The organism is Pseudodesulfovibrio profundus, from assembly GCF_900217235.1.
GTDB classification, from domain to species: Bacteria; Desulfobacterota; Desulfovibrionia; order Desulfovibrionales; family Desulfovibrionaceae; genus Pseudodesulfovibrio; species Pseudodesulfovibrio profundus.
The window spans coordinates 3,400,570-3,413,052 of record NZ_LT907975.1 but is presented as its reverse complement, the minus strand read 5'-3'; the positions used below and the strand labels follow the sequence as shown (position 1 = coordinate 3,413,052).

Sequence of the window (12,483 nt, the reverse complement as noted above, 5' to 3'; positions counted from 1 at the left end):
GAAATGGGTCGGCGCCCCGTCTAAATATGTAAATCAACTCAGTAGCTCAGCTTTGGCGAAGCATGGTGAACATAGACATCACCGTGTTTTCGCAACCAGATGGCGAAGATGTTCAATCAACGTTTTCACCCACCCTGCCGGGATTAGCGAAGGAAATGAATGGAAAGATACGTTCCGCAACGGGGACACACTTTGACAGGTGACTCCACGGACTCGTCGTTCAGTATCAAGGCTTCCCAGGGAATGAAGCCGTCGAGGGTATATTGAACCTTCAGCCGATGACCACATTTGCAAAAACGTTCCTGCATGAAGCTCTCTCCTTGTTTATTAAAACCGAGTTGCTCTCAACCAATCAACGTGAGTCATTAATAAACAAAACAACAAAAATTTGTCAACTAATTATTTACACAACGTAGACAAAAAACCGACAAAAAACCACAACACAATGCAAATGTGCTATTTTATTGAATTTAACATATGACCATTTTATTAAACAACATATCTATCAAATAACGAAATCAATTCAGAGACACTCCAACAACAAGCTTCGAGCAAGTGAATAAAAAAATGCCCGACGGAAAACCGCCGGGCACATGTAAATCGAAGAGACAAATGCGCTAACTATCTGTATTCTCTAGAGGCCCACAAAACCTTTCCAATGACGCGAACATTGTTCAACTCATCGCCCGAAAGATGAATGGGGGAATAATCCACATTGTCACTGCGCAAAACCAGTGTACCGGGCAGGCGTTCCACGCGCTTGACCATGACTGTGTCCTCAACACCCACGGCATAAATACCGCCAGACAGAACATCTGTCCGCGATTCATCGATAAGAACCATGTCGCCTTCCTTGATTTCCGGCTCCATGGAATTACCAATCACTTCCATAAGGACCATGTTCGAAGGGTTGCCACGCATATTCAGCCAATCGGACCGAAACGAGTAGTAACCTTCGACCTGGCTTTCGGTCTCGAAAGAACCACCGCCAGCAGAGAGCCTGGCCCGAACCTTTGGAACTTCTTGATATGCCGAGATATCATCAGCAGCAGGCATGGTACTTTCCGGGCGTGGGAACCCCTTTCCCATTTCGAGCCACAAGGGGTTCAACCCATACTTGGCCGACAAGTCCAAAATCCAACGGGCCGGTACCGAATCCTTTCGCTTGGCAAGCGATACCGCAGCCCGTCCGACATCAAGCTCTCGAGCCAACTGGGACTGATTGGTTATTTCTGTTTCAGCACAGAGTCTTTTGAAAAAAGCTTCAAATCCATAATTCATAGTTGCGCCCTAGTTTCTAATTTGTTGCTCAATACACACAATACGTTTACTATTAGTATACCATCCTGTCAATTGTCATCATAAAAAAAACAATCAGTTGACCTTCTTTTAGTAATCAGTCACAAACTGGATGAACTCTTACAAAACATAAAGGCAGGACAATATGCTTTCATTTCTTGGTAATGTAATATGGTTCGTCATGGGTGGCGTATTTATGGCTCTGGGGTGGTTCCTGGCTGGCTGCCTCATGGCAATATCCATTGTCGGCCTTCCCTGGGCGCGTTCGGCATTCGTCATCGCCAAATTCACTCTCGTTCCTTTTGGCAACACCCTCATTCGACGCGATGTGCTGACCGGTAAAAAAGACATAGGCACCGGCGGATTCGGCTTCATCGGCAACGTCATCTGGTTCGTCATTGCAGGCTGGTGGCTCTGCATAGGTCATATTCTGTCTGGTTTGGCCTGCGCCGTGACCATCATCGGTATCCCCTGGGGCTGGCAGCACCTGAAGATAGCAGCCATCACACTGGCCCCCGTAGGTATGGCAATCGTACCTATTGAACAGGCCGAAAATCATGCAAACCGGGTAGTTTAACCCCGATTTCAGATTAGTTGTGCAATTTCCGGTTTCTCTTGCCAGTCGATAAAAAGCTGCTTATTTTATGAGCACGACGGGAAGCAACCCGACGAAGTAAGAATACAACCTTTCGGAGGAAATCAATGAATCAGTATCCCAGCATGCAACGCTCTGCCGCCAAACCGGAGGTAGTCAATGCCTTCATGCGCGGGGTGTATGGCTGGATGAGCGCCGGCCTCGGCCTCACAGCGCTCGTGGCATTTGCCGTGACCCAGTCCCAGACCCTGCTCCAGATGTTTTTCACAGTGGACCCGGCCACCGGAGCGGTGGGCATGTCCAGCATGGTCTTCGTCCTGTTCATTGCCGAATTGGGCATCGTTTTCTACCTCAGCGCACGCATCTCCACTATGGCGCCCGGTACGGCCACAGGTCTGTTCATGCTCTACTCAGGGCTCAACGGTCTGACGCTCACACCGATCCTTCTGGCCTACACCGCTGAGTCCGTTGCATCCACCTTCATCATCACGGCAGGGATGTTCGGAACCATGTCCATTTACGGCATGGTCACCAAAAAGGACCTCACCAGCTGGGGAAGCCTGCTATTCATGGGCCTCATCGGTATCGTGATCGCCATGGTGGTCAACTTCTTCCTGCAGAGCTCGGCCATGGCATTCGCCATCTCCGTAATCGGCGTCATCATCTTCCTGGGCCTCACCGCCTACGATACGCAGAAGCTCAAGACCATGGGAGAAACCGTACCTGAAGGTGACACCGCAGCCATTCGGCGCGGAACGATCCTCGGAGCACTGACCCTGTATCTCGACTTTATCAACCTCTTCATCATGCTGCTCAGACTCCTGGGCAACCGCGAATAAGACCACAACGGGGAGGCCAACGCCTCCCCTTTTTTTTCTCATGAGCGATATAACCACCCTCCAACAATCCTTTGCCCCCCTTCTCAAGCCATTTGCCTGGGCCAACGCCAAGGCAATGCGACTGCGTGAATGGGCCTATCGCAGAGGCGTCATGAAAGCATGGACGCCCCCTGTCGTCACCGTTGCCGTGGGCAACATAGGCTGGGGCGGCACTGGCAAAACCCCCATTGCAGGCTGGTTCCTGAACTGGGCCGAAGCACACAACCGAAAAGCCATGCTGCTGACACGGGGATACAAGGCTCATCCCAACTCCTATCCCTATCACGTCGTCCCCGGAGCACTGGCCGAGGAAGCGGGTGATGAACCGCTCATGCTCGCAACAGAACACCCCGAAGCCGTTGTTCTGGTAGATCCTGTCCGCTCCCGCTCCGGCAAGTTGGGAGTCAAGCAATTCGACCCGCAACTGATCATTCTGGATGACGGCTTTCAGCACATGGCAGTCAAACGCCACTGCAATCTGGTCCTGCTCAAACCCGAAGACCTTTCCCATCAATGGAACGCACTCATTCCAGCCGGATCATGGCGTGAACCCAAGGAAGCGTTGCATCGTGCCGACGCCTTTCTGATCAAGATCGGCCCCGAAGGATTTGATAGTCTCCTTCCCCATTTCGACACACTGCTCAGCCATCTGCGCCGCCCGATTTTCAGCTTCCAGATCATCCCGACCGGATTGCGCCATGTGCTCACCGGACAGGTCAAAAAGAATTTCGACAAAAAGAATTATCTCCTCGTGACCGGCGTGGGTGCACCGGATCAGGTAGAGCGCACCGCCAAGCAATACCTGGGCTACAAACCGGCAAAACACATTGTATTTCGAGACCATCACACCTACACCAAGAACGATGTCTTCCGAATTGAAAGCGAAGCACGAGCACGTGGCTGCGAAGCAATTCTCTGCACCCCCAAGGACGCAGTAAAGCTCGGCCCCATGTGTTCGGACTTGTTCTGGAAATTTGACCTTCGTGTGCAATTCGGCCCGTCATCCATCGGCAAGGAAAACCGATTCGACACATGGTGGGACCGCCGACACGAGCAACTGCTCTCGCAAAAAGCCAGTCACGGCGGACACCTTACACCCGGAGAATAATTTCATGGCTAAGAATAAACGCAAACAGCCCCGTCCATCCTCGCCACCACTCAGCACCAGTGGCCTGCTCAAGCTCTTCAAAGAAGTGAAACGCCCGCTTTCGCGCGCGGAAGTCATCCGGCAGTTGAAGCTGAAAAAGAAAGACAAGCGCGTGGTCAAAGACATGCTCGGCGATTTGGTTGAGCAGGGCAAGCTCATCCGCATCCGCCGGGGCTATGGTCTGGCCGACGCCATGCACTGCGTCACCGGCCGACTGGAAATACAGCGTGGCGGATTCGGATTCGTCATCCCCGAGGATTCTCGTCGCAAAGACATTTTCATCAACCAGCGCGACATCAACGACGCATGGCATGGCGACAAAGTCATCGCTGCAGTCATCCGCGAAAACAAGGGACAGCGTAACAATGAGGGACGCATCGTTCGCGTTCTGGAACGTGGACGCAAAACCCTGCCCGTCAAGGTATACAAGCAGATGCGCGGAGGCGACTGGCTGTGCCGTCCCACAGACCCGCGCCTTGCATTCGGCATTATCGCCGAGCTCAACGACGAGTCCATCCAGATCAAACGTGGCGACATCGCCCTGTGTGTTCCCGGCGAAAAAATCGACCCCACCATGTGGGAGGGCGAAATCACCGCCTACCTCGGCCCCGAAGAAGACATCTCGGTGCAGGAGGCGCTGGTCAAATCCAACCACAACATTCGCCTTCGATTCCCGTCCGGCTCCGTCAATCAGGCGGAGGCCCTGCCCAGCGAACCGTCTGCCAAGGACCTGCGTGATCGACGTGACCTGACCAAAATGCCGTTCGTGACCATCGACGGCACCACGGCCAAGGATTTCGATGACGCAATACTGGTGGAGCGCATCAAGAATGGCTACCGCCTGTGGGTCGCCATTGCCGATGTATCTCACTACGTTCCCGAAGGATCACCGCTGGATCGCGAAGCTCTTGAGCGCGGCAACTCCTACTATTTCCCCCAATCCGTTGAGCCCATGTTCCCTGAACGGTTGTCCAACGGTCTCTGCTCCCTGAATCCGAACGTGAAGCGACTGGTCATGGTCGCGTGTATGGACACGGATCAGCAAGGTCGCACCCGCTCGGCAGAGATGTTTCCGGCGGTCATCCAGAGCCATGCCCGACTGACCTATGGGCAGGTTAAAAAAGCCATTCTGGACAAGGAACCGGAAGCGCGGGAGGAGATTTCCCACGTTGTTCCCATGCTGGAACTGGCCGAGGAACTGGCCCGGAAGATCAACGCCCTGCGCCGTGAGCGAGGCTCCCTCGATTTCGACCTGCCAGAGCCGGAAATTCTCTTTGATATCAACGGCGAGACTTCGGACATCCGTCCCAAGACCCGTCATTTCGGGCACCAGCTCATCGAAGAGTTCATGATCGCGGCCAACGAAGCCGTGGCCCATTTTCTCATCGAGCAGGACATGCCCTGCCTCTTCCGCATCCACCCGCCTGCAGACGAGGAGAAGCTCAAGAATCTCTTCCGCCTCCTTTCCCAGACGGACAAGGACATCTTGATGCCCAAGGAGATGACGCCCAAGGCCATCCAACGGCTCATCGCATCACAAAAGGGTACAGACAGGGAGTATATCGTCAACCGTCTGCTGCTGCGTTCCATGAAGCAGGCCAAATATTCACCGGACAATGAGGGGCACTTCGGCCTTGCATCCGAAGAGTACGCCCACTTCACTTCGCCCATCCGCCGATACGCCGACCTTGTGGTTCACCGACTGGTCAAGGCCGCCCTGGCCCTGAAGGATCAGGATGCTCCGGCTCCTGCCATTCCCGGCCAGAAACGCCTGCTGAATATTGCCGGACATTTGTTTGGACGTGAACGGGCCGGAATGGATGCCGAACGCGAAATCCACAAGCGCGTCATGGTCCTGTTCATGCGCGACAAGGTGGGAGGCACGTTCGGCGGCGTCATCAGCCACATCACAGACTACGGGTTCTACGTGGAACTGCGTGAAGTCATGGCTGAAGGCATGGTTCGTCTTTCCTCCATGGATGACGATTACTACACCTACTGGGCTCATCGCGAGATGCTGGTGGGCGAGCGGACCGGCCAGTCATTCCAACTGGGCCAGACCGTTGAGGTCGTATTGGAGGATGTCAGCCTTGAACGGTTGGAGCTGAACTTCACATTGAAATATGTCAGCGCTTCTGCCAAGGATTACAAGGACCTGATCGAATAATCACCAGATGTACTAGAGTACAACGCGAACAGGCCGCTCCTTCTGGAGCGGCCTGTTTTATTATCGAATGTCGATAGCTGTTTGGTAACGGTGATTATCTATACTAACTCGTAAAGTCACCGATCCAGCGGACCATGTTGATACCGACCAGCAGTGCGCCTTCAAGACGGCTGACACGCCATCCTGTCCGCAGCAGAATCAGCACCAGTCCCACCATACCAACCAGCACAATCAACCCTGAAGAGGCTTCAGGAGACACCGGCAGCGGCTTGATAAGGCATGTCAGTCCAAGGACTCCGGCAAAGTTGAAGAAGTCTGAACCAATCAGGTTGCCAAGGAGCATCTGGTTCTTGCCCTTGACCGACGCAGCCAGACAGGTAACCAGTTCGGGCAGGCTTGTACCAGCCGCGACAATGGTCACGCCGATGACCCATGAGGAGACACCCAATGCAGAGGCAATGGATGTTGCAGCCGTAACCATGAGGTGTCCACCGGCTGAAATAGCGACAAATCCCGCTATCAGGATGCCGAAATGAAGCCAATTGGCCTCTTTTCCTTCCAGATCATCCAGTTCTTCATCTCCCACGTTCTCGCGCTTGAAACCGAGATAGACGAGGTAGGCGATCAGGAGTGCCATGAGGCTGGCACCGAACAGATGCCCAAGCTCACCCGTCATGGAAACGAGCAGAATACCGACCGTCGTAAGGAACAGGAGCAACCCGTCCCGGTACACGATGGTCTTGTTGGAGACCAGCGGCTTGATCATGGCCATGAGGCCGAGAATGAAGCCGAGGTTGAAAATATTGGAGCCAACGACATTGGATAAGGATATGTCGTTGTGACCGCGCATGGCGGCGTTGACGGTTACAAGAAACTCGGGCGCAGATGTGCCAAGGGCAACGATGGTCAACCCGATTACCAGTTCCGAAACGTTGAATTTCCGTGCGATCAACGCTGCGGAAGTCACAATCCAGTTTGCCCCGAACCAGAGGAGCAAAGAGGAAGCCAAAAACGTAATAATATCGATGGTCATGTAGGCCTTTGTATTCTATGAGAGGTTTTGGAGCAAGGGTTACCCGTCAATTTCCAACTGGTCCTTCTTCCACCCCTTGACAATTTCCGCCATGGGTTCCGCCCATGGCAAGGCATTATCTCGGGATGGAGCTACGGATATATCCTCAACGGAATCCCCCTGCTTCACCCGTATGACAATAAGCTCGCCTGTCTCGTCAAAATGTCTGCGAGCCTTGGTGGAGTAAGATGCGACCAAGGCGGCAGCATCCTTGATCACCTCCGGCTCCCATGGTCCGTCCAACGGACGACAGACAGCGAGTGGTCCGGGGAATCCCTGAGTTTTCAACACATAATCAGTCGGCTCGATGCATGCCCCGATCTGGGCATTGTCATCAGCGGTACGGCCAAAGGTGAGCCAGTGATTTCCGGCCCAATACTGGCGACCGACACGAGCCAGAGAAAAATCATTAGGAGAGGGACGCTCCTTCTCCTGTAACAGCTTGACGAATCGTGCTGCCCCCTGCGCTTCGGTCAGGCAGCAGCCGCCTGCCGGAGTCGGTATTTCCGTAAAACCGTACTCCTTGGCCAGTGCCATCTGGGGCTTGCGTCCACGTCCATACCAGTCGTGCAACCGTTCGCGATCCACCAGCCCGGATTCTTCCATGGGGGTGATGGGTTGTTTCTTGGCACACAGCGGGCGAATGAGCACGTCCCGTACATCTGCCCGTTTGGTGATCAGGTTCAGCGCATCCTCACGCTGGCTCATGGGGCGCTGCCCGATGACTTCGCCGGAAATGATGAACTTGGCTCCATACTGTTTCATCAGTTCTCTGGCATGAGTAAGCATGGTTATCTTGCAGTCAATGCATGGATTCAACCATTTGCCATATCCCTGGGACGGGCCATCCAACATCATATCCACGTATTTGGAGCGAATATCGACTTCGATTACTTCGATGCCGTAGTGCTCCTTCCAGAATGGAATGAGGTGGGGTTTGCCAAAAAAAGGCGTGACAAAATGCAGGCCGAGGACACTCAGTCCCTGATCCATAATAGTGCGCATGGCGAGGATGGAATCCAGGCCGCCTGAAAGCAGCGCAAGTGCGTCGTATTGTTTTCGTGCCGTATTGGTCATGGGCGTCCCTTATTGGAGATTTGCTCGAAGGGCAAGCATTACCATCAACGGTTTTCGTGGCACTGACCTACGTCAAATCAGACTACTTTTCTCCTGAACCATACCACGAATACAATACATTTGTTCCATGGCCGCGGCACTCTCTCCTGCCATACAGAACAAATTGATTTTCTTTTTTTATTGCAGCAAACCGGATAGATCAGCATTCCAAGATGTTGCTGTTTCATTCGCTGTTCGAGCACCACGAAATCAAACGTATCGACACGTAAAAAAAGCCGTTTTTATTTTCTTCTCGATGCCGATTATGTCGCTCACACCAGCGTTTTTTACCCTGCACAAGGCTGTTGCTCGCCGGGGCTGTATCTGATAGTTGTACGTGTTGCTCAATTATTGCGCCTGTAATCATTTAAGGAGATACCCATGGCACGAAAAGCCGTCGACCCCGAAGTTTTACGAAAGGAAGCTCTCGGAACCGCTCTGACCACCATCGAACGTAAGTTCGGCAAAGGGTCCATCATGCGGCTCGACGACGAGGCATCGCACTCCATTCCGTATATTCCCACTGGTTCCATCGGCCTGGACATGGCCCTTGGCATCGGCGGCGTTCCACGCGGTCGCGTGATCGAAATTTACGGTCCGGAGTCATCGGGTAAAACAACCCTCGCTCTGCATATCGTTGCCGAAGCCCAGAAGGCTGGCGGCAATGCGGCATTTGTCGATGCCGAGCACGCACTCGATCCCGGCTACGCCAAGCGACTCGGCGTAAAAACCGACGAATTGCTTATTTCGCAGCCCGACTACGGTGAGCAGGCACTGGAAATTGCCGACCTGCTGGTCCGCTCCGGTGCCATGGACGTCGTTGTCATCGACTCCGTTGCCGCTCTCATCCCCCAGGCCGAACTTGAAGGCCAGATGGGTGAGACACAGGTCGGCGGACAGGCGCGCCTGATGTCCCATGCTCTGCGCAAATTGACCGGTACCATCCACAAATCCAACTGCGTCGTCATCTTCATCAACCAGATCCGCATGAAGATCGGCATGACCGGTTACGGCAATCCGGAAACGACATCCGGCGGTAACGCGCTCAAATTCTACGCATCCTGCCGACTCGACATCCGTCGCATCCAGACCCTCAAGGACAAGGAAGAGTCCTATGGTATTCGCGCCCGAATCAAGGTCGTGAAGAACAAGGTTGCTCCGCCCTTCCGTCAGGCTCTTGTCGACGTACTCTATGGACAAGGTGTCTCGCGAATGGGCGAGATCATCGACATGGGAGTTGAGCATGGAATTATCGACAAGTCCGGCTCTTGGTTTGCCTTCGGCTCGGAAAAACTGGGACAGGGCAAGGAAAATGTCCGCCAGTTGCTGCAGGACAACCCCGGGCTTGCCCAGTCCATCGAGGACAAGCTCATGATCCACCTCGGCTTCAAGGAAGATCCTGATGCCGAGGCCGGAGATGCCGGCGAATAATACGGTTATTTAAACTGGATAAGGCGCCTCGGGTCGGTTCCCCGGGGCGTTTTTGTCTGGAAATTTATTTTTTTGGAGAGACAACCAATGAATGCTGCTGAAATCCGTAAACGGTTCCTTGAATACTTTGAGAAAAATGGCCACTCCATTGTGGAGTCCGCACCGCTCATCCCGAAAGATGATCCGACGCTGATGTTCACCAATGCGGGCATGGTCCAGTTCAAAAAGCTCTTTTTGGGACAGGAAAAACGCGATTACAACCGAGCCACCACTTCACAGAAATGCCTGCGCGTCGGCGGCAAGCACAACGACCTCGAAAACGTTGGCCGCACTGCCCGCCACCACACCTTTTTCGAGATGCTCGGCAACTTCTCCTTTGGCGACTACTTCAAGGAAGACGCCATCAAGTTCTGTTGGGAATTCCTCACCGAGGAGTTGAAGCTCGACAAGGAACGTCTGTACATTACTATATATAATGACGATGACGAAGCAGGCGATCTCTGGAAAAAGGTTGCCGGTGTTCCGGCAGAACGCATCTACAAACTGGGTGAAAAGGACAACTTCTGGTCCATGGGCGATACCGGCCCCTGCGGCCCCTGCTCCGAAGTCCACTTCGACCAGGGTGAAGAAGTCGGCTGCGGCCCGGACTGCGGCATTGGCAAGTGCGACTGCGACCGCTACCTCGAAATCTGGAACCTCGTGTTCATGCAGTACGACCAGGCCGAGGACGGCACGCGCAGTGATCTGCCCCGCCCCTCCATCGACACAGGCATGGGCCTGGAGCGTATCGCCGCCGTCTGTCAGGGCGTTGCTTCCAACTACGAGACCGATCTTTTTCAGTCCATCATCCAGTACACCGCCGACATGGCCGGTGTGAAATACCGTGAAAACGAGGAAATCGACACCGCCCTGCAGGTCATTGCCGACCACTCCCGCGCCATCGCTTTTCTGATTCCCGATCAGGTACTGCCCTCTAATGAAGGCCGCGGCTATATCCTGCGCCGCCTCATTCGCCGCGCCTACCGCTTCGGCAAGCTCATGGGCCTCGAAGGTTCCTTCCTGTGGAAGACCGCGTCCAAGGTTGTCGAAGACATGGGCGATCACTACACCGAGTTGCAGGAGTCCAAGGACTTCATGATCGAAGTGGTCCAAGGCGAGGAAGAAGGATTTGCCAAGACTCTCGACAAGGGCCTGGAAATGCTTGAAGAGGAACTGGCAGAACTCAAGAAATCCGGCAGCATCACCGTTCCCGGCGAGACCACCTTCAAGCTCTACGACACCTACGGTTTCCCCATCGATATCGTCCGCGACATCGCCGAGAAGCAGGGTATCGATGTTGACGAACCCGCTTTCGATGCGCTCATGCAGGAGCAGAAAGAGCGCTCCAAGGCTGCCTGGAAAGGGTCCGGCGAAAAGGATGTGGCTTCCATCTTCCAGACATTGCTTGAGCAGGATGTCACCTCCGAATTCTGCGGCTACGAAGCCATGAGCGAACAATCCACCATCACGCACCTGATGAGCCTTGATGGCAAGGTCGTTGATTCGTTGCCCACCGGCTCCGAAGGCTGGCTGGTAGCCGAGACAACACCTTTCTACGGCGAATCCGGTGGTCAGGTTGGTGATACCGGTGAGATTGCTGCATCATCCGGCAAGGCTGAAGTCCTTGATACTGTCAAGCCGTCCCAGGCCCTGACCGCACATAAGGTCAAAGTTCTTGAGGGCGAAATGAATGCCGGTAGCAGCGCATTTCTGAATGTCGATCGCAGCCAGCGACTGGCAACCATGCGTAACCATACCGTGACCCATCTGCTGCACGCGGCGCTCCAGACCGTGCTCGGCGACCACGCCAAGCAGGCCGGTTCCCTTGTTGGCCCTGATCGACTCCGTTTCGACTTCACTCACATCAAAGGATTGACCCCCGACGAGATCGCCAAGGTTGAAGAACTCGTCAACCAGAGCATCCTGAATGCCATCCCGGTCGAGCGTCAGGTCATGTCCATCGAGGACGCCAAGGCCAAGGGTGCAACCGCCCTCTTCGGTGAAAAGTATGGCGACACGGTATCCATCATCGAAGTCCCCGGTGTTTCCATGGAGCTTTGCGGCGGAACCCATCTGGAGAATACCGGCATTGCCGGTTCCTTCGTCATCACCAGTGAAGCCGGAGTTGCTGCCGGCATTCGTCGTATCGAAGCCGCCACCGGTGGCAACGCCATTGCCTACCTCAACGAACGCCGTCGCGCTGTTGCAGAAGCCGGTGCCATGCTCAAGGCCCGCCCGGAAGAGCTGACCAAGAAAGTCAGCGAACTCCAGAAGCAGGTCAAGGAGATGGGCAAGGAGATGAAATCGCTCCAGGCCAAGCTCGCTTCCGGTGCCGGTCGTGACATGATGAGCGAAATCGAGGAGATAAACGGCGTGAAAGTGCTGGCTGTCGAGCTGGAAGCGCCGAACATGGGTGTCATGCTCGAACAGATGGACGCCCTGCGCTCCAAGATCGATTCCGGCATCATCTGCCTCTTGGCAGGACACGACGAAGGCAAGGTCTCGGTCGCGCTGGCAGTAACCAAAGACCTGCATGACCGGTTCAAGGCCGGAGACCTGATCAAACCCGTTGCCGGTGCAGTCGGCGGCGGTGGCGGCGGTCGCCCGGACCTGGCTCGGGCTGGAGGCTCTGACGCTTCCGGTATCCCTGATGCCATTGCCAAGCTCAAAGAGTTGGTAGCCGGATAATTTGCATTTGAACAGCAAGCCCCCCGCACAAAAACGGGGGGCTTTTTTTGC

11 protein-coding genes are annotated in these 12,483 nt (G+C 54.4%); 7 read left to right on the top strand and 4 right to left on the bottom strand.

Annotated elements, in window-relative coordinates:
• Window positions 1–143: 143 nt before the first annotated feature.
• Both DPRO_RS20360 and DPRO_RS16035 read right to left on the bottom strand, forming a co-directional pair.
• Window positions 144–308: a hypothetical protein gene (locus tag DPRO_RS20360; protein ID WP_173806809.1), complete on the bottom strand. Its 165-nt coding sequence runs from the start codon at window positions 306–308 to the stop codon at window positions 144–146.
• Between the two features lie 313 nt (window positions 309–621).
• The gene (locus tag DPRO_RS16035) at window positions 622–1,281 is read right to left on the bottom strand and encodes a LexA family transcriptional regulator (RefSeq protein ID WP_097012968.1); all 660 of its coding nucleotides are present in this window, start codon (window positions 1,279–1,281) and stop codon (window positions 622–624) included.
• A gap of 163 nt (window positions 1,282–1,444) precedes the next feature.
• Between DPRO_RS16035 and DPRO_RS16030 the strand changes: the two genes are divergently transcribed.
• The 4 genes from DPRO_RS16030 (at window position 1,445) to rnr (ending at window position 6,086) form a co-directional block, all read left to right on the top strand.
• Entirely contained in the window at window positions 1,445–1,876 is a 432-nt protein-coding gene (locus DPRO_RS16030; protein ID WP_097012967.1) for a YccF domain-containing protein, read from the top strand.
• A 125-nt stretch (window positions 1,877–2,001) separates the two neighbouring features.
• On the top strand, window positions 2,002–2,733 hold the full coding sequence (locus DPRO_RS16025; protein ID WP_097012966.1) for a Bax inhibitor-1/YccA family protein: 732 nt from the start codon (window positions 2,002–2,004) through the stop codon (window positions 2,731–2,733).
• A 40-nt stretch (window positions 2,734–2,773) separates the two neighbouring features.
• On the top strand, window positions 2,774–3,880 hold the full coding sequence (lpxK, locus tag DPRO_RS16020) for a tetraacyldisaccharide 4'-kinase (protein WP_097012965.1): 1,107 nt from the start codon (window positions 2,774–2,776) through the stop codon (window positions 3,878–3,880).
• A gap of 4 nt (window positions 3,881–3,884) precedes the next feature.
• Complete coding sequence (gene rnr / locus DPRO_RS16015) at window positions 3,885–6,086, top strand: ribonuclease R (RefSeq protein ID WP_097012964.1); 2,202 nt, start codon at window positions 3,885–3,887, stop codon at window positions 6,084–6,086.
• Window positions 6,087–6,189: 103 nt separating this feature from the next.
• Here rnr and DPRO_RS16010 read toward each other — a convergent pair whose 3' ends face one another.
• Both DPRO_RS16010 and DPRO_RS16005 read right to left on the bottom strand, forming a co-directional pair.
• Window positions 6,190–7,119, bottom strand: a complete 930-nt coding sequence (locus DPRO_RS16010) for a calcium/sodium antiporter (protein WP_097012963.1) — start codon at window positions 7,117–7,119, stop codon at window positions 6,190–6,192.
• A gap of 39 nt (window positions 7,120–7,158) precedes the next feature.
• Complete coding sequence (locus DPRO_RS16005; RefSeq protein WP_097012962.1) at window positions 7,159–8,235, bottom strand: tRNA(5-methylaminomethyl-2-thiouridylate) methyltransferase; 1,077 nt, start codon at window positions 8,233–8,235, stop codon at window positions 7,159–7,161.
• A 127-nt stretch (window positions 8,236–8,362) separates the two neighbouring features.
• Here DPRO_RS16005 and DPRO_RS20150 point away from each other — a divergent pair, with 127 nt between their 5' ends.
• From DPRO_RS20150 to alaS, 3 genes are all read left to right on the top strand, one after another.
• A complete protein-coding gene (locus DPRO_RS20150; protein ID WP_157917528.1) occupies window positions 8,363–8,602 on the top strand; it encodes a hypothetical protein in 240 nt (79 codons plus the stop codon).
• Between the two features lie 53 nt (window positions 8,603–8,655).
• Complete coding sequence (gene recA, locus DPRO_RS16000) at window positions 8,656–9,705, top strand: recombinase RecA (RefSeq protein WP_097012961.1); 1,050 nt, start codon at window positions 8,656–8,658, stop codon at window positions 9,703–9,705.
• Between the two features lie 87 nt (window positions 9,706–9,792).
• Window positions 9,793–12,432: an alanine--tRNA ligase gene (gene alaS / locus DPRO_RS15995; RefSeq protein ID WP_097012960.1), complete on the top strand. Its 2,640-nt coding sequence runs from the start codon at window positions 9,793–9,795 to the stop codon at window positions 12,430–12,432.
• Window positions 12,433–12,483 lie beyond the last annotated feature (51 nt).